The sequence below is a fragment of the Pseudomonas sp. S34 genome (genome assembly GCF_009866745.1).
Taxonomy (GTDB): domain Bacteria; phylum Pseudomonadota; class Gammaproteobacteria; order Pseudomonadales; family Pseudomonadaceae; genus Aquipseudomonas; species Aquipseudomonas jessenii.
The window spans coordinates 5,940,645-5,962,289 of record NZ_CP019398.1 but is presented as its reverse complement, the minus strand read 5'-3'; the positions used below and the strand labels follow the sequence as shown (position 1 = coordinate 5,962,289).

The 21,645-nt window shown below is 60.6% G+C and carries 21 protein-coding genes; 15 read left to right on the top strand and 6 right to left on the bottom strand.

The features are described 5' to 3' along the window. Window positions 1–36: 36 nt before the first annotated feature. Both PspS34_RS26795 and PspS34_RS26790 read left to right on the top strand, forming a co-directional pair. Window positions 37–669: a 2OG-Fe(II) oxygenase gene (locus tag PspS34_RS26795; protein ID WP_154860935.1), complete on the top strand. Its 633-nt coding sequence runs from the start codon at window positions 37–39 to the stop codon at window positions 667–669. Window positions 670–671: 2 nt separating this feature from the next. After that, window positions 672–1,157: a DUF523 domain-containing protein gene (locus PspS34_RS26790; protein ID WP_150813763.1), complete on the top strand. Its 486-nt coding sequence runs from the start codon at window positions 672–674 to the stop codon at window positions 1,155–1,157. 116 nt (window positions 1,158–1,273) lie between these two features. On the opposite strand, the gene PspS34_RS26785 is transcribed toward PspS34_RS26790, so the two are convergent. Then, window positions 1,274–1,867, bottom strand: a complete 594-nt coding sequence (locus PspS34_RS26785) for a transporter substrate-binding domain-containing protein (RefSeq protein WP_154860936.1) — start codon at window positions 1,865–1,867, stop codon at window positions 1,274–1,276. 135 nt (window positions 1,868–2,002) lie between these two features. Here PspS34_RS26785 and PspS34_RS26780 point away from each other — a divergent pair, with 135 nt between their 5' ends. Beyond that, window positions 2,003–2,425, top strand: a complete 423-nt coding sequence (locus PspS34_RS26780) for a DUF4399 domain-containing protein (protein ID WP_057712864.1) — start codon at window positions 2,003–2,005, stop codon at window positions 2,423–2,425. Between the two features lie 61 nt (window positions 2,426–2,486). Here the strand turns inward: PspS34_RS26780 and serA are convergent, their stop codons facing one another. Continuing rightward, window positions 2,487–3,716, bottom strand: coding sequence for a phosphoglycerate dehydrogenase (serA, locus tag PspS34_RS26775; RefSeq protein ID WP_007976393.1), 1,230 nt, complete (start codon window positions 3,714–3,716; stop codon window positions 2,487–2,489). A 206-nt stretch (window positions 3,717–3,922) separates the two neighbouring features. Here serA and PspS34_RS26770 point away from each other — a divergent pair, with 206 nt between their 5' ends. The 4 genes from PspS34_RS26770 to PspS34_RS26755 all read left to right on the top strand — a co-directional run bounded on the left by PspS34_RS26770 (window position 3,923) and on the right by PspS34_RS26755 (window position 8,229). Beyond that, window positions 3,923–5,317: an FAD-binding oxidoreductase gene (locus tag PspS34_RS26770; RefSeq protein ID WP_032829505.1), complete on the top strand. Its 1,395-nt coding sequence runs from the start codon at window positions 3,923–3,925 to the stop codon at window positions 5,315–5,317. Window positions 5,318–5,355: 38 nt separating this feature from the next. Further along, window positions 5,356–6,021: a fumarylacetoacetate hydrolase family protein gene (locus PspS34_RS26765; RefSeq protein WP_154860937.1), complete on the top strand. Its 666-nt coding sequence runs from the start codon at window positions 5,356–5,358 to the stop codon at window positions 6,019–6,021. 256 nt (window positions 6,022–6,277) lie between these two features. Then, on the top strand, window positions 6,278–7,204 hold the full coding sequence (locus PspS34_RS26760; RefSeq protein ID WP_150813766.1) for an SdiA-regulated domain-containing protein: 927 nt from the start codon (window positions 6,278–6,280) through the stop codon (window positions 7,202–7,204). 107 nt (window positions 7,205–7,311) lie between these two features. Further along, window positions 7,312–8,229, top strand: a complete 918-nt coding sequence (locus tag PspS34_RS26755; protein ID WP_057712866.1) for an SdiA-regulated domain-containing protein — start codon at window positions 7,312–7,314, stop codon at window positions 8,227–8,229. Between the two features lie 146 nt (window positions 8,230–8,375). Here PspS34_RS26755 and rpiA read toward each other — a convergent pair whose 3' ends face one another. Beyond that, window positions 8,376–9,050 carry a ribose-5-phosphate isomerase RpiA gene (rpiA, locus tag PspS34_RS26750; protein WP_046039153.1) on the bottom strand — a complete coding sequence of 225 codons (675 nt, stop codon included), beginning with the start codon at window positions 9,048–9,050 and terminating at the stop codon, window positions 8,376–8,378. A gap of 267 nt (window positions 9,051–9,317) precedes the next feature. Between rpiA and ilvA the strand changes: the two genes are divergently transcribed. Beyond that, the gene (ilvA, locus tag PspS34_RS26745) at window positions 9,318–10,832 is read left to right on the top strand and encodes a threonine ammonia-lyase, biosynthetic (RefSeq protein WP_057712867.1); all 1,515 of its coding nucleotides are present in this window, start codon (window positions 9,318–9,320) and stop codon (window positions 10,830–10,832) included. 40 nt (window positions 10,833–10,872) lie between these two features. Next, window positions 10,873–11,298, top strand: a complete 426-nt coding sequence (locus PspS34_RS26740) for a DUF2269 domain-containing protein (protein WP_154860938.1) — start codon at window positions 10,873–10,875, stop codon at window positions 11,296–11,298. Between the two features lie 119 nt (window positions 11,299–11,417). Here PspS34_RS26740 and PspS34_RS26735 read toward each other — a convergent pair whose 3' ends face one another. After that, window positions 11,418–12,074, bottom strand: a complete 657-nt coding sequence (locus tag PspS34_RS26735; protein ID WP_154860939.1) for an HAD family hydrolase — start codon at window positions 12,072–12,074, stop codon at window positions 11,418–11,420. A gap of 143 nt (window positions 12,075–12,217) precedes the next feature. Between PspS34_RS26735 and PspS34_RS26730 the strand changes: the two genes are divergently transcribed. Together PspS34_RS26730 and ptsP are read left to right on the top strand one after the other, a co-directional pair. Continuing rightward, window positions 12,218–12,697, top strand: a complete 480-nt coding sequence (locus PspS34_RS26730; RefSeq protein WP_053163553.1) for an RNA pyrophosphohydrolase — start codon at window positions 12,218–12,220, stop codon at window positions 12,695–12,697. A 22-nt stretch (window positions 12,698–12,719) separates the two neighbouring features. Next, window positions 12,720–14,999, top strand: a complete 2,280-nt coding sequence (ptsP, locus tag PspS34_RS26725) for a phosphoenolpyruvate--protein phosphotransferase (protein ID WP_057712870.1) — start codon at window positions 12,720–12,722, stop codon at window positions 14,997–14,999. 114 nt (window positions 15,000–15,113) lie between these two features. Here ptsP and PspS34_RS26720 read toward each other — a convergent pair whose 3' ends face one another. Further along, on the bottom strand, window positions 15,114–15,860 hold the full coding sequence (locus PspS34_RS26720) for an NRDE family protein (RefSeq protein WP_154860940.1): 747 nt from the start codon (window positions 15,858–15,860) through the stop codon (window positions 15,114–15,116). Between the two features lie 133 nt (window positions 15,861–15,993). On the opposite strand from PspS34_RS26720, the gene PspS34_RS26715 reads away from it, so the two are divergent. The 3 genes from PspS34_RS26715 to PspS34_RS26705 all read left to right on the top strand — a co-directional run bounded on the left by PspS34_RS26715 (window position 15,994) and on the right by PspS34_RS26705 (window position 18,701). Continuing rightward, a complete protein-coding gene (locus PspS34_RS26715; protein WP_150718527.1) occupies window positions 15,994–16,776 on the top strand; it encodes a sulfite exporter TauE/SafE family protein in 783 nt (260 codons plus the stop codon). A 97-nt stretch (window positions 16,777–16,873) separates the two neighbouring features. Then, a complete protein-coding gene (gene lgt / locus PspS34_RS26710) occupies window positions 16,874–17,680 on the top strand; it encodes a prolipoprotein diacylglyceryl transferase (RefSeq protein WP_154860941.1) in 807 nt (268 codons plus the stop codon). Window positions 17,681–17,729: 49 nt separating this feature from the next. Continuing rightward, on the top strand, window positions 17,730–18,701 hold the full coding sequence (locus PspS34_RS26705; RefSeq protein WP_154860942.1) for a thymidylate synthase: 972 nt from the start codon (window positions 17,730–17,732) through the stop codon (window positions 18,699–18,701). 124 nt (window positions 18,702–18,825) lie between these two features. Here PspS34_RS26705 and cadR read toward each other — a convergent pair whose 3' ends face one another. Further along, a complete protein-coding gene (cadR, locus tag PspS34_RS26700; RefSeq protein WP_057712875.1) occupies window positions 18,826–19,275 on the bottom strand; it encodes a Cd(II)/Pb(II)-responsive transcriptional regulator in 450 nt (149 codons plus the stop codon). 93 nt (window positions 19,276–19,368) lie between these two features. On the opposite strand from cadR, the gene PspS34_RS26695 reads away from it, so the two are divergent. Next, entirely contained in the window at window positions 19,369–21,630 is a 2,262-nt protein-coding gene (locus tag PspS34_RS26695; RefSeq protein ID WP_154860943.1) for a heavy metal translocating P-type ATPase, read from the top strand. Window positions 21,631–21,645: the final 15 nt, after the last annotated feature.

Below are 21,645 nucleotides of genomic sequence, written 5' to 3'. Positions count from 1 at the left end.
GCGCGGCTCTGTCGGATTTCCGGGCACAGGAATACTATGCGCGCCATGCAAATATCCTCTGATCACCCGCTGCTGCTACGAATCGTCGACGACCTGGCCGAGCACGGCTGGTCGCAGCAGAATATTTTCCTGCCTCAGGACTTGACCCGAGAGCTGGCGGCCGAGTGTCGCAAACGTGCTGCCGAGGGTCAGCTGGCTCCGGCCGCCGTGGGCCGTGGGCCGTCATCGGAGATCCGCGAAGGGATTCGTGGCGACCATATCCAGTGGATCGACCCCGGCCAGGCCGAGGCGTGCGACAGCTATCTGAGTTTGATGGACAGCCTGCGCGAGGCGATCAATCGCGGTCTGTTTCTCGGCCTGGAGGATTTCGAAAGCCATTTTGCGATGTACCCGCCCGGCGCCTTCTACCTGAAGCACGTCGACCGCTTTCGCGATGACGACCGGCGCATGGTTTCGGCGGTGGTTTACCTCAATGACGGCTGGCTTCCCGAACACGGTGGCCAGTTGCGCATGTACCTCGACAATGATCGCGTCCACGACGTGCAGCCTACCGGCGGCTGCCTGGTGGTGTTTCTCTCCGGCGAGGTTCCCCACGAAGTCCTGCCCGCGACTCGGGATCGCCTGTCGTTGACCGGCTGGTTCCGTCGGCGCGGCAACGAGCCGTTCTGATCATGCAGAAAATTCTCGTCAGCCGATGCCTGTTGGGCCACCGCGTCCGTTACGACGGCGGGGCCAGCGGGCCGTTCGATCAGCTTCAGCAGTGGCTTGATGAGGGTCGGGTCGTACCGTTGTGCCCCGAGGTGGCTGGTGGATTGCCAACACCTCGGGCGGCGGCGGAAATTCCAGGCGGGCAGGGCACGCAAGTCCTCGATGGCCAGGCGTTGGTGATCACCACCGAGGGCGAGGACGTTAGTGCGCAGTTTCTGTCGGGGGCGTATCAGGCACTGGAACTGGTAAAAAAGCATGGCATCCGCATTGCCGTCCTCAAGGCCAACAGCCCGTCCTGCGGCAATTTGCTGACCTATGACGGGACGTTCAGCGGCGTGAAAGTCAGTGGCGAGGGCGTGACGGCGGCGCTACTCAACCGTCACGGGGTGCAGGTGTTCAGTGAGCTGGAGTTGCCGCAGGCGGCACAGGCTTTATTGACGCTGGACTGACAACCAACACAAAACCAATGTGGGAGCGGGCTTGCTCGCGAAGGGGGCATGTCAGTCGAAAGGGATGCTGACTGATACACCGCCTTCGCGAGCAAGCCCGCTCCCACAGTTGGGTTTCATTGTTCTTTCGGCTTGGGCGTCACACCCGCATCCGCCCCCAGCCACTTCTGTTCCAGCGCTTGCAGTCGCCCGTCATCCTTGATTCGTTGCAATGCGTTTTCCAGGCTGGCTTGGAACGCCGGATTACCCTTCTGAAACGGAATCGCCAGGTTCACGGCCGGGTTGGTTTTGGGCTTCTCTTCCGTCAGCGACTGGACCAGCAAAATGGAGCGAGGCTCTTCTTTCTGCGCGATCAATTGCGCATTGGTTTGAATGTAAGGTTCGCTGAAGTCGAAACGATCCTTGAGATCCGGGGTCACTGCTATGTGGTTGATAGCGATGTCGTATTTGCCGCTTTCGACGCCGGTCAGCAGATCGCTGCCGTCGGTGACGACGAAGTCGGCCCGGACATCGAGTTCACTTGCGAGCAGTTGGCCCAACTCGATTTCGAAGCCGGTGAGCTTGTCGTCATCCTTGAAATTGAACGGGGGAGTGTTGGCTTCAACGGCAATGCGCAATTCGCCCCGGTCGTTGACGTCATCAATCAATTCGGCATGAGCCAAAGGGCTCAGAAGGGGTAGCAGGCAGATCAGGCCAGGCAGAAAGCGCATGGTCACTCCTTTGAATTTATTATCGCGATCCTCTGATTCAGGCTCGCTTTGCTATGGTTGTCGAGTGCCTTCGACAACGAATGGCCGTGAAGTTGTCATGGTCACGCGAATTTTACGGAAAAACTGGAGAAGAGAATGAAAACCTTTATGTCACGTGCTGCTTTGGCTGGCCTGTTGATGGGTGTTTCGGTGCTGGCCAGTGCAACGCCGGCTCCGAAGGGCGCCGAAGTGTCTATCGTGTCTCCCAAGGATGGCGCGACGGTTCCACAGACGGTCGTCGTCAAGTTCGCTGTCGAGAACGTTGCCCTGGCACCGGCGGGCAATACCACCAAGAACACCGGTCATCACCACTTGCTGATCGACGTCGACGAACTGCCAGCCGCCGGTGCGCCGATTCCCAAAGATGCCAACCACCAGCATTTCGGCAACGCGCAGACCCAGGCTGAAGTAACGCTCACGCCGGGCAAACACACCTTGCAGCTTGAACTGGGCGATAGCAACCACATGCCGTTCGATCCGCCGATCGTTTCCGAGAAGATCACCGTCAACGTCAAGTAACGTTGTAGCGTGAATGAAAAAGGGAGCCCGAAGGCTCCCTTTTTTGTCGCTCAAGTCGCGATCAGAACAGCACCCGGCTACGGATGGTGCCCTTGACGTGTTGCAGCTTCTCTTGCGCCAGGTCCGAGTACTCGGCGTCGACGTCGATCACCACGTAGCCGACCTTCTCGTTGGTCTGCAGGAACTGACCGGAGATGTTGATGCCGTTTTCGGCGAAGACTTTGTTGATCTCGCTGAGCACGCCCGGAATGTTTTCGTGGATGTGCAGCAGGCGGTGCTTGCCAGGGTGAGCCGGCAGGGCCACTTCCGGGAAGTTCACGGACGATACCGAAGTACCGTTGTCGCTGTACTTGACCAGTTTTTCCGCCACTTCCAGACCGATGTTGGCCTGGGCTTCAGCGGTAGAGCCACCGATGTGCGGGGTCAGGATCACGTTGTCCAGGCCACGCAGCGGGCTTTCGAACTCTTCGTCGTTGGAGCGTGGCTCCACCGGGAATACGTCGATGGCCGCGCCGATCAGGTGCTTGTCCTTGATGGCAGCCGCCAGGTGGTCCAGTTCGACCACGGTGCCGCGGGCGGCGTTGATCAGGATGCCGCCTTTCTTGATGGCGCGGATTTCCTTCTCGCCCATCATCCACTGGGTGGCGGCGGTTTCCGGTACGTGCAGCGAAACGATGTCGGACATCGCCAGCAGCTCGTGCAGGTTGCCTACCTGAGTGGCGTTACCCAGTGGCAGCTTGGTGATGGTGTCGTAGAAGTACACCTGCATGCCCAGGCCTTCCGCCAGGACCGACAGTTGAGTACCGATCGAGCCGTAACCGACGATGCCCAGCTTCTTGCCGCGGATCTCGAAGGAGTTGGCCGCGCTCTTGATCCAGCCGCCACGGTGGCAGGAAGCGTTCTTCTCAGGGATGCCGCGCAGCAGCAGGATTGCTTCGGCCAGCACCAGCTCCGCTACGGAACGGGTGTTGGAGTACGGTGCGTTGAACACCGCGATGCCGCGTTCGCGGGCCGCGTCCAGGTCGACCTGGTTGGTGCCGATGCAGAAACACCCTACAGCCACGAGCTTCTTCGCGTGATCGAAGATCTCTTCGGTCAGTTGAGTGCGGGAGCGAATGCCGATGAAGTGAGCATCGGCGATCTTTTCCTTGAGCTGGGCTTCCGGCAGAGAACCAGTGAGGTACTCGATGCTGGTGTAGCCCGCCGCCTTGAGGACGTCGACAGCCGATTGGTGGACGCCTTCGAGAAGAAGGAACTTGATCTTGCTCTTATCGAGAGAAGTCTTGCTCATCTGCGTAAACCTGTATCCCGGAGAAAAATGGCAGGAAAGGGAGCAGCCCGGAGCTGACCCGCACGGCAGGAAAGCCGTCACCGCAGAACAGCCCTTGGGCACTATCCTGCGGGGTCGTTATGCTAGCATATGCACCCCGCTAAACACTCATTCCTGCGACGTGAAGCGTTCTCAGGATGACCATGAATTGTTCGAGAGTTCTGTCGATGACCAATCCTGCCCTGATTGAAGAGCTGAAGACCCTGGTTGAGCCTGGCAAGGTGCTGACCGATGCCGACTCCCTGAATGCTTACGGAAAGGATTGGACCAAGCATTTCGCCCCGGCCCCGACCGCCATCGTGTTCCCCAAGACCACCGAGCAGGTCCAGGCCATAGTCCTGTGGGCCAACAAACACAAGGTGGCGCTGGTGCCGTCGGGTGGTCGTACCGGTCTTTCCGCGGCAGCGGTGGCGGCCAATGGTGAAGTGGTCGTGTCGTTCGACTACATGAACCAGATCCTCGACGTGAACCTCACTGACCGCACGGCCGTTTGCCAGCCGGGCGTGGTCACCGAGCACCTGCAGAACGTGGCCGAAGAAAACGGCCTGTACTACCCGGTGGACTTCGCTTCGGCAGGTTCGAGCCAGATTGGCGGCAATATCGGCACCAATGCCGGCGGGATCAAGGTGATTCGCTACGGCATGACCCGTAACTGGGTTGCCGGCATGAAAGTGGTCACCGGCAAGGGCGATGTGCTGGAGCTGAACCGTGACCTGATCAAGAACGCCACCGGCTACGACATGCGTCAGCTGTTCATCGGCGCCGAAGGCACCCTCGGGTTCGTGGTCGAAGCGACCATGCGCCTGGACCGCGCGCCGAAAAATCTCACCGCCATGGTCCTCGGCACCGCCGATTTCGACTCGATCATGCCGGTGCTGCACGCCTTCCAGAGCAAGCTTGACCTGACCGCCTTCGAATTCTTCTCCGACAAAGCCCTGGCCAAAGTCATGGCCCGTGGCGATGTGCCGGCGCCGTTCGAATCCGACTGCCCGTTCTATGCGCTGCTGGAATTCGAAGCGACCACCGAAGAAGTGGCCAACCACGCCCTGGAAACCTTCGAGCACTGCGTCGAGCAGGGCTGGGTGCTGGACGGCGTGATGAGCCAGAGCGAAACCCAGTTGCAGAACCTGTGGAAGCTGCGCGAATACATCTCCGAAACCATTTCCCACTGGACGCCGTACAAGAACGACATTTCGGTCACCGTATCGAAAGTTCCGGCATTCCTGAAGGAAATCGACGCGATCGTCGGTGAACACTACCCGGATTTCGAAATCGTCTGGTTCGGCCACATCGGCGACGGCAACCTGCACTTGAACATCCTCAAGCCGGATAACCTGAGCAAGGATGAGTTCTTCGCCAAGTGCGCCACCGTCAACAAGTGGGTGTTCGAAACCGTCGAGAAGTACAACGGTTCGATCTCCGCCGAGCACGGCGTGGGCATGACCAAGCGTGACTACCTGACCTACAGCCGCTCGCCGGTCGAGATCGAGTACATGAAAGCCGTCAAGGCGGTGTTCGACCCGAACGGCATCATGAACCCGGGCAAGATTTTCGCTGTTTGATTTTCGAACTTTAAGAGCCAACGAAGCAGGAGTCGGTAATGAGCTATCAGCACCAGTATGTCGACGGTACGCGCATTCACTTCCCGTTTGGGAAAGTGGTGTGCATCGGCCGTAACTACGCCGAACACGCCAAGGAACTGGACAATCCGGTGCCGACCGAGCCACTGCTGTTCATCAAGCCGGGCAGTTGCGTGGTGCCGCTGGAAGGCGGTTTCAGCATTCCGACCGAACGCGGTTCGGTGCATTACGAAGCGGAAATCGCGGTGTTGATCGGCAAGCCGTTGTCGACCAAACCGAGCCGCGAAGAAGTGCTCGACGCCATCTCCGGCTTCGCTCCAGCCCTGGACCTGACCCTGCGCGACAAGCAGGCCGAGCTGAAATCCAAGGGCCTGCCCTGGGAAATCGCCAAGTCCTTCGACGGCGCGGCAGTGCTTGCTCCGTTCGTGTCCGGCAGCACGTTTGCCGACCTGACCGACATCGGCATCCGCCTGACCATCAACGGTGAAGTGCGCCAGGACGGCAACAGCAGCGCGATGCTCAACCCGATCGTGCCGATGATCCAGCACATGGCCGGCTGCTTCTCGTTGCAGGCCGGGGACGTGATCCTCACCGGCACGCCAGTGGGCGTTGGCCCGCTGAATGTCGGTGACGAGATCGTTCTGGAATTGCCGGGCGCCAGCAGTTTCACCAGCAGCGTTCGCTAGTCCAGGCACCGCCAAACCCTGTGGGAGCGGGCTTGCTCGCGAAGAGGGCGTGACAGTCGACTAAGTGTTGCCTGGCACACCGCTTTCGCGAGCAAGCCCGCTCCCACATTGGTTTTGTGGTGGCCTATAAATGGCTCATCCTGTCATTTCCCGTTTTTTTCACATCCAGTCTGGATAATTTCAGGGCTTTCGGCCTCTGAGCCGGCCCCAAACTGTGCTATTACCCCTAGCCTGAATTTCTGGAACGCATTCCCCGATGGCCACTTCTCCGCTTTCCACGCTTGAACCTGTCCGCCGTTCGCGCTTCGCCCTGCGTTGGCACACCTGGCTGCTGCTGGTGGCTGTTGTCGCCTACGGCGTTGCATTCGCCATGCACTGGGATTCGCGGGGCGTGCTCTGGGTGAAGGAACAATTCAAGAGCCCGGCCGAGCGCCAGGCGAGCATCTGGCTGCCGGACTATCGTGCGGTGATCGATGCCAAGCCGTTGCCGGGCATGGAGAAGGATGAAGCATCGGACATGGCCTACGACCCTCAGACCAAGACTCTGTTTTCGGTCATGGGCAAGAACCCGTTCCTGGTCGAATTGAACCTGCAGGGCGATGTGCTGCGCAAAATGCCGTTGGTGGGCTGGAGCAACCCTGAGGGCGTCACCGTGCTGGGCGACGGCCGGCTGGCCATTGTCGATGAGCGCGAGCATCTGATCTCTATCGTCAAGGTCGATGCCGATACCCGCGAATTGAATATGGCCGATTTCCCGAAATACGACCTCGGGCCTTCCAGCGACCAGAACAAGGCGTTCGAGGGTGTCACCTGGGACCCGAGCAATCAGCAACTGCTGCTGGGCGAAGAGCGCCCGCCGGCATTGTTTGCCTGGAAAGGTGACGGCAAGGTCCTGACCGGCGACAAGCTGAAGCTGGCCAGCCATGCGCTGGACATGCGCAACTTGTCTGCCTTGGCCGTCGACCCGCGGACTGGCCACATGCTGGTGTTGTCCGCCGACTCGCACCTGTTGCTGGAGCTGGACAAGAAGGGTGAGCAGGTCAGTTTCATCACCCTGCTGCGTGGCTTCAACGGCCTGAAAAATACCATTCCCCGTGCCGAAGGCGTGACCATGGATGAAGCGGGCACGCTGTACATGGTGAGTGAGCCGAATCTGTTTTATCGCTTCGAAAAACAGAAGTAACCAACGCCTGCGCTGATTGCCTGTACGTAAAAGGCCGGCGGCCATTAAGCTTCAGTTCAGACGGGCGTGATATTTCATCCGCCTGTTTTGACCCAGAGCCCACCCGAATGCGTCGATTTGCCCGCCCCAAATCCCTGATCCTGATCCTGTCGGTGATCTTGCTGATCGCATTGATAGCGATCGCCCAGTACATGCGCCTGTTCGAGCGTACCTGGTTCAATCTGCATACGCTGTGGCAGCCGGTGAGTTCCCGGTCCATGGGCCTGGACCAATACCAGGTCGTGACCGAGGCGCAGGTGATCGATGGCCTGGCCGACAACGTTTCAGCGCTGACTTACGACCCGGTACGCAAAAGCCTGTTCACCGTCACCAACAAACGAAGCGAGCTGATCGAGTTGTCCCTCGACGGCAGGATCTTGCGTCGTGTGGCGCTGGTCGGTTTCGGCGATCCGGAGGCGGTGGAGTTCATCAGCGAAGACATCTACGTGGTCACTGACGAAAGTCAGCAGCGGCTGATCAAGATTCGTCTGGAGCAGGACACCACTTTCGTTGATGCGGCAGATGCCGAGCAGATGACCATTGGCGTTCACATGGGCGGCAACAAGGGCTTCGAGGGCCTGGCTTACGATTCAGTGGGCAAGCGCCTGTTCGTCGCCAAGGAGCGCAACCCGATGCTGATCTACGAGGTGCACGGTTTTCCGCGCTTCAATCCTGAAGAATCCTACTCGGTGCACGTGATCAACGACCCCAAGCGTGATGCCGGGATGTTCGTGCGGGATCTGTCGAGCCTGCAATACGATGAGCGCAGCGGGCATTTGCTGGCGCTGTCGGATGAGTCGCGATTGATTCTGGAGCTGGATGTGGATGGGCGGCCGCTGAGCACGATGTCATTGAGCAAGGGACGCCATGGCCTGCAAAAAACCGTGCCGCAAGCGGAGGGGATTGCCGTGGACGACGACGGTACGCTGTACATCGTCAGCGAGCCGAACCTGTTCTACGTGTTCAAGAAACCCACGCAACTCTAACTAACACCCCAAAACGACTGTGGGAGCGGGCTTGCTCGCGAAGGGGTCGTGTCAGTCGACAGAGATATCAACTGAGAGACCGCTTTCGCGAGCAAGCCCGCTCCCACAGGTTTTTCATCTGCCCACAAAAGTGTGGGTGGTCCAGGTTACTCGGCGCGCAGGGTCTTCACGCCTTCGCTGGTCCCCAGCAACAACAGATCCGCCGGACGTGCCGCGAACAAACCGTTGGTGACCACGCCGACGATCGCATTGATCTGTGTCTCCAGCTCCACCGGATTGGTGATCTGCATGTTGAACACGTCGAGGATGATGTTGCCGTTGTCGGTCAGCACGCCTTCGCGGTAAACCGGGTCGCCGCCGAGCTTCACCAGTTCGCGGGCCACGTGGCTGCGGGCCATCGGGATCACTTCCACCGGTAGCGGGAAAGTACCGAGGACCGGCACCAGTTTGCTGGCGTCGGCGATGCAGATGAAGGTCTTGGCCACGGCCGCGACAATCTTCTCGCGGGTCAGGGCAGCGCCGCCGCCCTTGATCAGGTTCAGGTGCTCGTCGCTTTCATCGGCGCCGTCGACGTAGAACTCCAGATCGCTGACGGTGTTCAGTTCGTACACCGGAATCCCGTGGCCCTTGAGACGCGCGGCAGTGGCTTCGGAACTGGCGACGGCGCCGTCGAATGCGCCCTTGTGCTTGGCCAGCGCGTCGATGAAGCAGTTGGCGGTGGAGCCGGTGCCGACCCCGACGATGCTCTTGTCGTCGAGTTTCGGAAGGATGAAGTCGACGGCGGCCTGAGCCACTGCCTGTTTGAGTTGATCCTGGTTCATGCGGGCTCCGGGGTGCCTGGGAGGGGACGAAAGGCCGGCATTATAGGCTTCGGGGCGGGGAAGGTCATTGCCCGATTGGCAGGTCGTGACTGTTCCCTGTAGGAGCGAGCCTGCTCGCGATGGTCGTGAACGATAACGCGTAAAACCGGACAGCCAGCGGCGCCCTCGAGTTTTTCGCGAGCAGGCTCGCTCCTACAGGGTGGTCGCACGCCTGAAAGCCGGGTTAGACTCCTTGGTCCTGCCCAACCCGCTCAGTGATGCTTTCCGATGCTTGAACAGTACGTCAAAAAGATCCTCACCTCGCGCGTTTATGACGTTGCCGTAGAAACTCCGTTGCAGTCTGCCCGCCAGCTCTCCGAGCGGCTGGGCAACAGCATTTGGCTCAAGCGCGAAGACTTGCAGCCGGTGTTCTCGTTCAAGATTCGCGGCGCCTACAACAAGTTGACCCAGTTGAGCGACGAAGAACGCGCTCGCGGCGTGGTCACCGCGTCGGCGGGCAACCATGCCCAGGGCCTGGCCCTGGCGGCGAAGGTGTTGGGCGTGAAAGCGACCATCGTCATGCCCAAGACCACCCCGGAGATCAAGGTCGAAGGCGTGCGCTCCCGTGGCGGCAAAGTGGTGCTGCACGGCGACTCGTTCCCGGAAGCCCTGGCCTACTCGCTGAAACTGGTCGACGAAAAAGGCTACGTCTACATTCACCCGTACGACGATCCCCACACCATTGCCGGGCAGGGCACCGTGGCGATGGAGATTCTGCGCCAGCACCCGCAGCCATTGGATGCGATTTTCGTCCCGGTGGGTGGTGGCGGCCTGATCGCCGGCATCGCGGCGTACGTGAAGTACCTGCGCCCGGACATCAAGATCATCGGCGTCGAACCGGATGACTCCAATTGCCTGCAAGCGGCCATGGCGGCCGGCGAGCGCGTGGTACTGCCGACCGTAGGCCTCTTCGCCGACGGTGTTGCGGTGGCCCAGATCGGTCAGCACACCTTTGACATCTGCAAAGACCATGTCGACGAAGTGATCACCGTCAGCACCGATGAAATCTGCGCCGCCATCAAGGATATCTACGACGATACCCGCTCGATCACCGAACCTGCCGGCGCCTTGGGCGTGGCCGGGATCAAGAAGTATGTCGAGCAGCGCGGCGTCAGCGGCCAGACCTTCGTGGCCATCGACTCCGGGGCCAACGTCAACTTCGATCGCCTGCGCCACGTCGCCGAGCGTGCGGAGCTGGGCGAGGGCCGCGAAGCGATCATCGCCGTGACCATTCCCGAGAAACCGGGCAGCTTCAAGGCGTTCTGCGAGGCCATAGGCAAGCGCCAGATCACCGAATTCAACTACCGCTACAACACCGGCAGCGAAGCGCACATCTTTGTCGGCGTGCAGACCCACCCGGAAAACGACCCGCGCAGCGCGCTGATCGCCAGCCTGAGCGAGCAGGGTTTCCCGGTGCTGGACCTGACCGACAACGAACTGGCCAAGCTGCACATCCGCCACATGGTCGGCGGGCGTGCGGCGCATGTGGTCGACGAAGTGATCCTGCGTTTCGAATTCCCGGAGCGTCCGGGCGCGCTGTTCAACTTCCTCAACAAGCTGGGCGGGCGTTGGAACATCTCAATGTTCCACTACCGCAACCATGGCGCGGCGGATGGTCGGGTCGTCGCGGGCCTGCAGGTGCCCCACGACGAGCGCCACCTGGTGCCGGCGGCGCTGGAAGAAATCGGTTACCCGTACTGGGACGAAAGCGACAACCCGGCCTATCAGCTGTTTCTTGGCTGAACGGCTACGCTGACGGGCAAGGCAATAAGGAAATCTGACAATGGAAACGTTAACTGCTCTGAAAGCGGCGCACATGGTGGCGACAGTTGTACTGCTGGCTTGTGCGCTGGGGCTGGGAGTCTGGGTTTTGCTGGCGCGGCGCAAGGGTGACGCGACGGCGGGTAGTCGTACCTTGCAGCGGCCAAGGGTGTTTATCTGGCTGCTGATGGGCCTGGCGCTGCTGAGCATGCCGTTTACCGGCTGGTGGATGGTGCATCTGGTGGGCTGGCCGCTGGGGCAGACCTGGTTGCTGGCCTCCAGCGTGTTGTACACCGTGGCGGCACTGGCGTGGTTCTGGCTGCTGGTGCGGCTCAACAAACTGCGCAAGACACCGGGTGGCGTGGGGAAATTCACCTTTGCCTTGGCGTTGTTCAGCTTTGTCTGCTTTGTCGCCATTGCCGGGTTGATGGGCGCGAAGCCAGTGTAGGAGCAGCCGGTCGACGCTCGATTGCTCGCGAAAAACTCAAGATCGCCGCGGGGCATAAGGTGCCCCGCGTTATCGTTAACGACCATCGCGAGCAAGCTCGCTCCTACAGTAAGGGGGCATCAGCCACGCAGGCTGATCACCGGCCAGCCACGCTTCTCGGCCTCGGCCCGCAGGTTCGGATCCGGATCGACCGCCACCGGATGGGTCACCTGCTCCAGCAACGGAAAATCATTCATCGAATCGCTATAGAAGTAGCTGTCTTCCAGCGTAAACCCGGTTTCCTCCAGCCAGCGATTCAAGCGCGTAACCTTGCCCTCGCGGAAGCACGGCACGTCGGTGCTGCGCCCGGTGTAGCGGCCATCGAGCATTTCGCATTCTGTGGCGATCAGGGTGTCGACGCCCAGACGCTCGGCAATGGGGCCTGTGACGAAGCGGTTGGTCGCCGTGATGATCACCAGTTTGTCGCCGGCATCGCGGTGCTTCTTCAGTAGCTCAAGCCCCTTGGGCAGCACGATCGGTTCGATGCAGTCGCGCATGTAATCGCTGTGCCACTGATCCAGCGTGGCCATTTCGGTGCGGCCGAGTACTTCCAGGCAGAAGTTCAGGTAAGCAGCGTTATCCAGTTTGCCGGCCAGGTAATCCTGGTAGAACGCATCGTTGCGAGCCTTGTAGGCGACGGCGTCGAGAAAGCCGCGCTCGCACAGGTAATCGCCCCAGGCGTGATCGCTGTCACCGCCCAGAAGGGTGTTGTCCAAATCGAATAAAGCCAGGCGCATTGCAGTTACCCGCTGAAAAGTCAGTAAAAAGGCGACAAGAATACGGTCTTTTCACAAGAGTGCACATAAGGTAGGAACCTTCGTTGCCGCCTTCACAACCTTTGTGGAACAATGCGGCGACATGCGTTTGCGAGGTTGTTGCCGTGATCGACCCCGATGGTTTTCGCCCCAATGTCGGGATCATTCTGACGAATGACGCCGGCCAGGTGCTATGGGCTCGCCGAATCAATCAAGATGCCTGGCAGTTTCCGCAGGGGGGAATCAACCCCGAAGAGACGCCAGAAGACGCCTTGTACCGCGAGCTGAACGAAGAAGTGGGCCTTGAGCGCGAAGATGTTGAAATTCTCGCCTGCACCCGGGGCTGGTTGCGCTATCGTTTGCCGCAACGTCTGGTACGTACCCACAGCCAACCGCTGTGCATCGGCCAGAAACAGAAATGGTTTCTCCTGCGCCTGGTCTCCAACGAGCAGCGGGTGCGGATGGATTTGACCGGTAAACCGGAATTCGATGGCTGGCGCTGGGTCAGCTATTGGTATCCGTTGGGCCAGGTGGTGACATTCAAGCGCGAGGTGTATCGACGCGCTCTCAAAGAGCTTGCCCCGCGCCTTTTAGCGCGCGACTGACGACGGAGTTCGACCCCGAGCCATGCTCAATACGCTGCGCAAGATCGTCCAGGAAGTTAACTCCGCCAAGGATCTCAAGGCGGCGTTGGGGATTATTGTGTTGCGCGTCAAAGAGGCCATGGGCAGTCAGGTCTGCTCGGTCTACCTGCTTGATCCGGAGACCAACCGGTTCGTACTGATGGCCACCGAGGGCTTGAACAAGCGCTCGATCGGCAAGGTCAGCATGGCCCCCAACGAAGGTCTGGTGGGTCTGGTCGGCACGCGTGAAGAACCCCTGAACCTCGAAAACGCCGCGGACCACCCGCGCTATCGCTACTTCGCCGAAACCGGTGAAGAGCGTTTCGCTTCGTTCCTCGGCGCGCCGATCATCCACCACCGTCGCGTCGTCGGCGTGTTGGTCATCCAGCAAAAAGAGCGTCGCCAGTTCGATGAAGGGGAAGAAGCCTTCCTCGTGACCATGAGCGCGCAGTTGGCCGGCGTTATCGCCCATGCCGAGGCCACAGGCTCCATCCGTGGCCTGGGTCGTCAGGGCAAGGGCATCCAGGAAGCCAAGTTCGTCGGCGTGCCGGGCTCGCCGGGTGCCGCGGTCGGTACTGCGGTGGTCATGCTGCCGCCCGCTGACCTGGACGTGGTGCCGGACAAGACCATCACCGACATCGACGCCGAACTGGGGCTGTTCAAGACCGCCATCGAGGGCGTGCGCGCCGACATGCGCACCTTGTCCGCCAAGCTTGCCACGCAGTTGCGCCCGGAAGAGCGGGCCTTGTTCGACGTCTACCTGATGATGCTCGACGATGCTGCGCTGGGCAGCGAAGTGACCACCGTGATCAAGACCGGCCAGTGGGCCCAGGGTGCGTTGCGCCAGGTGGTCACCGATCACGTCAACCGTTTCGAATTGATGGACGACGCTTACCTGCGCGAGCGAGCATCGGACGTCAAGGATCTCGGCCGTCGCTTGCTGGCTTATTTGCAGGAAGAGCGCCAGCAAACCCTGGTCTACCCCGACAACACCATTCTGGTCAGCGAAGAACTGACGCCGGCGATGCTTGGCGAGGTGCCGGAAGGCAAGCTGGCCGGCCTGGTGTCGGTACTCGGTTCCGGTAACTCCCACGTCGCGATCCTGGCCCGCGCCATGGGCATCCCGACCGTGATGGGCCTGGTCGACCTGCCGTACTCCAAGGTCGACGGCATCCAGATGATCGTCGACGGCTACCACGGCGAGGTCTACACCAACCCGAGTGAAGTGCTGCGCAAGCAGTTCGCCGAGGTGGTCGAGGAAGAGAAACAACTGGCCCTGGGGCTGGATGCGCTGCGCGATCTGCCGTGCGTGACGGTCGATGGCCACCGCATGCCGCTGTGGGTCAACACCGGCCTTCTGGCGGATGTGGCGCGTGCGCAGAAGCGTGGTGCCGAAGGCGTGGGCCTGTACCGCACCGAAGTGCCGTTCATGATCAACCAGCGTTTCCCGAGCGAAAAGGAACAACTGGCGATCTACCGCGAGCAACTGTCTGCGTTCCACCCGCAACCCGTCACCATGCGTACCCTGGACATCGGCGGCGACAAGTCACTGTCGTACTTCCCGATCAAGGAAGACAACCCGTTCCTCGGCTGGCGCGGCATTCGCGTCACCCTCGACCACCCGGAAATCTTCCTGGTGCAGACCCGTGCCATGCTCAAGGCCAGCGAAGGCCTGAACAACCTGCGGATTCTGCTGCCGATGATCTCCGGCACCCATGAACTGGAAGAAGCGCTGCACCTGATCCACCGCGCCTGGGGCGAAGTACGCGACGAAGGCTGCGACGTGCCGATGCCGCCGATTGGCGTGATGATCGAGATTCCGGCGGCGGTGTACCAGACCAAAGAACTGGCGCGGCAAGTGGATTTCCTGTCGGTCGGTTCCAACGACCTGACCCAGTACCTGCTGGCCGTGGACCGCAACAACCCGCGGGTGGCCGACCTTTACGATTACCTGCACCCGGCGGTGCTTCAGGCGCTGCAGAACGTGGTGCGTGATGCCCACGCCGAAGGCAAGCCAGTGAGCATCTGCGGTGAAATGGCCGGTGATCCGGCGGCGGCGGTGCTGTTGATGGCGATGGGGTTCGACAGCCTGTCGATGAACGCCACCAACTTGCCGAAAGTGAAGTGGATGCTGCGCCAGATCAACCTGAGCAAGGCCAGGGAATTGCTGGCTGAGCTAATGACCATCGATAACCCGCAAGTGATTCACAGCTCGTTGCAGCTGGCACTGAAGAACCTCGGGTTGGCGCGGATGATCAATCCGGCAGCAATCAAGCCCCTCTAAAACGCTGATGGCCTCATCGCGAGCAAGCTCGCTCCCACACTGGATCTGTGAACGCCGCAAATCCCCTGTGGGAGCGAGCTTGCTCGCGATGAGGCCTGTGCTGGCAACACAAAACTAAAGCCTGATCTCCACTTCCCCAAGATGCCCGCCATACGGCCCGAAACTGCGCTCGACCATATGCAGCGCCCCATCCGCCTGCACAATCAACGCCGTACTCGCCCGCGTTCCATAACTCTGGCTGGCAATGAACACGCTCGACAACAACGTTTCGGTGACCAGCCCCACTCCGGTATCCGGCAACTCGGCAAACGGCGCGGTCTGCGCATCGCTCAATAACGCCAGCAGCGCCTGAGGCTGCGGATCATCCAGCACCTCGCTCAATGCAGCCTTGGCCTTGAGCAGCTTCGGCCACGGCGTATCCAGGCCGGCGTTCGACACGCCGTAGACTCCCGGTTGCAGCATCACGGCTTCCGTCTCCCGGGCGTTGAAGTGCCAGAGCTCGTTCCTGTTGCCAACCAGTAGATTGAAACCGCCATATTCAGGCGAACGTCTGACAACGTCGGCCAAATAGTCATCAATCGAGCAATCGCCCTCGAGGAATCGCGCGACCAGCTCCCCACGAGACTTGCGTCCCGGTGGTCGAAGGGGATCGCGGATGTTGGTCAGCGCCGCAAATCGTCCGTTGGCACCGACACCGAGCCAGGTGCCACCGGCCTCGAGGTCGCGCCCGGCATGCACATGCGGGGCTTCGGGCCATGGCGCCAGGGGCAGGCTGGGGCGGGCGTAGAATTCATCGCGATTGGCCGCCACGACCAGCGGCTGGGCATGACTCGGTCGCCAGGCAAAAACAATCAGGCACATCAGGCTGTCCTTGTGTGTTTTTTGCTCACTCTACGCAGACATCGCTCATCGATCCATCGCCTTGCGCAGTGGAGCTTGAGGCCATGCATCCGTTACCATGCCGCTCCGGTTTTGGGGATGCGGGCGGGACGACATGGAATTTCTGCTCTATCTGGCGCTCGGCGCCTGTGCAGGTGTACTCGCCGGGCTGTTTGGCGTGGGCGGCGGGATCATCATCGTCCCGGTACTGGTGTTCAGCTTCAAGGCCCAAGGGTTCGATCCGTCGATCCTCACGCACCTGGCGGTGGGTACCTCCCTGGCGACGATCATCTTTACCTCGGTCAACGCGGTACGCGAGCATCATCGCCGTGGCGCCGTGCGTTGGCCGATCTTCATGTGGATGACCGTCGGCATTCTGGTCGGTGCCGGGTTTGGCGCGCTGACGGCCGAAGCGATTTCCGGCCCCAACCTGCAGAAGCTCATTGGTGTTTTCGCCCTGGTGATCGCCGCTCAGCTGGCGCTTGAGGTCAAACCCAAGGCCAGCCGAACGGTGCCGGGCAAACTCGGTCTGACCGTGGCCGGCAGCGTGATTGGCTGGGCTTCGGCGATTTTCGGCATTGGCGGCGGTTCGTTGACCGTGCCGTTCCTGACCTGGCGCAGTGTGCCGATGCAGCAAGCCGTGGCCACTTCATCGGCCTGCGGTCTGCCGATTGCCCTGGCCAGTGCATTAAGTTTCATGATTCTGGGCTGGCACGATCCGTTGCTCCCGGCCCATAGTCTCGGTTTCATTTATTTGCCGGCGTTGTTGGGCGTTGCCCTGACCAGCATGGTGTTCGCCCGCTTGGGCGCGCGATTGGCCCACAGGTTGTCGCCGAAGTTGCTGAAACGGCTGTTTGCCGCTTTGCTGTTCTGCGTTGGCCTGAACTTTCTAGTCTGAAGCATCTGTTCTGACGGGCGGCGCAATCCTGGCTTAATCCTGAGGTGGCAGCGTCGCCCGGGAATTTTTAAGATTTGAACTCTAACGAGGAGTCGCAATGCTGCCTTACCCGCAGATCGACCCGGTGGCCCTGGCCATCGGTCCGCTGAAAATCCACTGGTACGGTCTGATGTACCTGATCGGCATCGGCGGCGCCTGGCTGCTGGCGTCCCGTCGGTTGAATCGCTTCGACCCGACCTGGACCAAGGAAAAACTCTCCGACATGGTCTTCTGGATGTCGATGGGGGTGATTGTCGGCGGGCGCTTGGGTTATGTGCTGTTCTACGATCTGAGCGCTTACCTCGCCAACCCGCTGTTGATCTTTGAAGTGTGGAAGGGCGGTATGTCGTTCCACGGCGGTTTCATCGGCGTGATGCTGGCGGCATTGTGGTTCGGCAAGAAGAACAACAAGTCGTTCTTCCAGCTGATGGATTTCGTTGCGCCGATGGTGCCGATTGGCCTGGGCGCCGGGCGTATCGGCAACTTCATCAACGCCGAGTTGTGGGGCAAGGCAACCGACGTGCCGTGGGCGATGGTCTTTCCGACCGATCCGGCGCAACTGGCGCGTCATCCGTCGCAGCTGTACCAGTTCGCCCTCGAAGGCGTGGCACTGTTCCTGATCCTGTGGCTGTTCTCGCGCAAGCCACGGCCGACTATGGCGGTATCGGGGATGTTCGCGCTGTTCTATGGCATCTTCCGTTTCATCGTCGAGTTCGTCCGCGTACCGGACGCCCAGTTGGGCTATCTGGCCTGGAACTGGCTGACCATGGGCCAGGTGCTGTGCGTACCGATGATCGTCGGCGGGCTGTTCCTGATCTGGCTGGCGTATCACCGCGCCCCGGCGACTCCAGCGGCAGCCGTATAAAATTCGAACCCCGCAGCGATGGTTGCGGGTTCAAGGACACAGGTAATTCATGAAGCAATATCTCGAACTGGTCGCCCACGTCATCAAGAACGGCACCAAACAGGCCAATCGTACCGGCGTGAACACCATCAGTTTTCCCGGTGCGATGCTGCGTTATGACTTGCAGGAAGGTTTCCCGGCGATCACCACGCGCAAAATGGCCTTCAAATCGGCTATCGGCGAAATGTGCGGATTCTTGCGTGGCGTAAATAGCGCTGCCGAATTCCGCGCCCTGGGCTGCAAGGTCTGGGACCAGAACGCCAACGAAAACGCCCAGTGGCTGGCCAACCCGTTCCGCCAGGGCGAAGACGACCTCGGCGAAATCTACGGCGTGCAATGGCGCAAATGGCCGGCGTACAAGCAGATTCCGCTCAGCAACCCGGCTGCCATCGAGCAGACCCTGAAGCAGGGTTATCGCCAGATTGCCGAAGGCGAGGAAGACGGTCAGGCCTACGTGGTGCTGTACAAGGCCATCGACCAGGTTCGCCAGTGCGTCGATACCATCATCAAGGACCCGGGCAGCCGCCGCATCCTGTTCCACGGCTGGAACTGCGCTCAGCTCGATGAAATGGCCCTGCCGCCGTGCCACCTGCTGTACCAGTTCCACCCGAATGTCGAGACCAAAGAGATCTCTTTGACCCTCTACATCCGCTCCAACGACCTGGGCCTGGGCACGCCGTTCAACCTCACCGAAGGCGCTGCGCTGCTGAGCCTGATCGGTCGTCTGACGGGCTACACGCCGCGTTGGTTCACCTATTTCATCGGTGATGCCCACGTCTACGAAAACCACCTGGACATGCTCAACGAACAGCTCAAGCGCGAGCCGTTCCCGATGCCGAAACTGGTGATTTCCGACCGTGTGCCGGAGTTTGCCAAGACGGGTGTTTACCAGCCGGAATGGCTGGAGCTGGTGGAGCCGGGCGATTTTTCGCTGGAAGGCTACGAACACCACGCGCCGATGACCGCGCCGATGGCGGTCTGACGCACAGCATCGAACCAATGTGGGAGCGGGCTTGCTCGCGAAAGCGGTCTGTCAGTGACATATCTGTCAACTGACACGGCCCCTTCGCGAGCAAGCCCGCTCCCACATCTGGTTTGCGGTGTTCCTAGTGGCCGTGACTGCGGCCTACATGAGAATGCTCCACCTCCGTCGCCACCACCCCGCCGCTCACTTCCAGCCGCTGCAAAATCCCGCATTGATCGATACTTGGCCCTTCGCCGCAGCGTTGGCGCAGGTCGAGCAGTTGCGTCTGCAAGGCCAGCAAGCCGTCGATCCGCGCCTTTACATGGTGGATGTGTTCGTCAATCAGCGCGTTGACGCTTTCGCACTGATCCTGCGGACTGTCGCGAAACGCCAGCAGGCTGCGGATTTCTTCGAGCGTCATGTCGAGGGTGCGACAGTTGCGGATGAAGGTCAGGCGCTCGGCGTGGGCCTGGGTATAGACGCGATAATTGCCGTCACTGCGGGCCGGTTCCGGCAGAAGGTTCTCGCGCTCGTAGTAGCGGATCGTTTCCACGGCGCAGTCCGTGAGTTTCGCCAACTCTCCAATTTTCATGACGCCAATCTCCAAAACTCCAGAAAGGGTGCTTGACCCTATAGTGGCTACAGGGTCTTTACTTGGCAACAGGCACTCTTATGGACGCAACCAATGAGCGATTCCCTGCACTCCCACAAACCCGGGGCTGAGCACGAGCACAGCCACAAGCTCAAGCCCGTGCAAAAACATGGCCACGGCGGTCACGGCGACGCCTGCTGCTCATCTAAAGCGGCAGCGCCTGCGCTGGTAAAACTGAGCGAATCGCCGACGCCCGGAGCCCGACTGAGCAGTTTCCGCATCGAGGCAATGGACTGTCCAACTGAACAGACGCTGATTCAGAACAAGCTAAGCAAACTGACCGGCGTGCAGCAGCTTGAGTTCAATCTGATTAATCGGGTGCTCGGCGTAACCCACGATTTGCCCGGTACCGAGCCGATCGTCGAGGCCATCAAATCCTTGGGCATGCAGGCCGAGCCGATGGACCAGGGTGATGAAACCCCGGTGCCCGCGCCCCGGAAAAAGCCGTGGTGGCCCCTGGCACTGTCCGGTGTTGGTGCATTGCTGGCAGAAGTTATCCACTTCACCGGTTTCGCGCCGAACTGGGTGGTGGCGGTTATCGCGCTGGTCTCGATTCTCAGTGGTGGCCTCGGTACTTACAAAAAAGGCTGGATCGCCCTTAAAAACCGCAATCTGAACATCAACGCGCTGATGAGCATTGCCGTGACCGGCGCGGTGCTGATCGGCCAGTGGCCGGAAGCGGCGATGGTGATGTTCCTGTTCACCGTGGCCGAGTTGATCGAGGCCAGGTCCCTTGACCGCGCGCGCAATGCCATCAGCGGTTTGATGCAGATGACGCCGGATACGGCAACGGTGTTGCAGGCTGACGGGAGCTGGCTTGAGCAGGATGTCAAAAACATTGGGCTTGGCGCGCGGGTGCGGGTGCGCCCCGGCGAGCGTATCGGCCTGGACGGCGAAGTGCTGTCCGGTCGCTCGACCATCGATCAGGCGCCAATTACCGGTGAAAGCCTGCCGGTGGAAAAAACCGTCGGCGACAAAGTCTTCGCCGGCACCATCAATCAGGCCGGGTCCCTGGAGTACGAGGTGACCGCCGCGGCGGATAACTCGACCCTGGCCCGCATCATCCACGCCGTCGAGCAGGCCCAGGGCGCGCGGGCGCCGACCCAGCGTTTCGTCGACAGTTTCTCGAAAATCTACACCCCGGCAGTGTTCGTCCTGGCCCTGGCCGTGGCGGTGATCCCGCCATTGTTCATGGGCGAGTTGTGGTTCGACTGGATCTACCGGGCGCTGGTGCTGCTGGTGGTGGCCTGCCCGTGTGCGCTGGTGATCTCCACGCCGGTGACCATCGTCAGCGGCCTCGCGGCGGCGGCGCGTAAAGGCATTTTGGTCAAGGGTGGCGTTTATCTGGAGGGCGGTTACAAGCTCGACTACCTGGCCCTGGACAAGACCGGCACCATCACCCACGGCAAACCGGTGCAGACCGATTACCTGTCGCTGGACCCGACCGCCGACGACTCGGCGCCCGCCATTGCCGCCGCGCTGGCCGGACGCTCGGATCACCCGGTTTCCCTGGCCATCGCCAAGGCGGCTGTGGATAACCAGACCGCGACGCTGATTGTGGATAACTTCGAAGCGCTGGGCGGGCGCGGGGTGCGCGGCGAGATCAACGGCCAGCTCTACCATCTGGGCAACCATCGTCTTGTGGAGGATCTGGGCCTGTGTTCGCCAGCGCTGGAAGAAAAGCTGTTTGCCCTGGAAAAGCAGGGCAAGTCGGTGGTGCTGCTGCTTGATTCGTCCGGCCCGTTGGCGCTGTTTGCCGTGGCGGACACGGTAAAAGAGTCCAGCCGCGAAGCGATCCGGCAACTGCATGACCTGGGTATCAAAACCTTGATGCTCACAGGCGATAACGTCCACACCGCGCAGGCCATTGCAGCACAAGTCGGCATCGACGAGGCCAAGGGCGACCTGTTGCCGGGGGACAAACTGCAGGCTATCGAAACTCTCTATGCTCAAGGGCATCGGGTCGGCATGGTTGGCGACGGCATCAATGATGCGCCTGCACTGGCGCGTTCCGAAATCGGCTTCGCCATGGCCGCTGCGGGCACCGATACCGCGATCGAAACCGCCGATGTCGCCCTGATGGACGACGATCTTCGCAAAGTTCCGGCATTCATTCGCCTGTCCCGGCAGACTTCGAGCATCCTCAAACAGAACATCGCCCTGGCTTTGGTCATCAAGGCGATCTTTCTTGGGGTAACCTTTGCCGGGATCGCTACCATGTGGATGGCAGTGTTCGCCGATATGGGCGTGAGTTTGCTGGTGGTGTTCAACGGTTTGCGCCTGCTGCGCAAGTAAAGGATGAGGGACGGT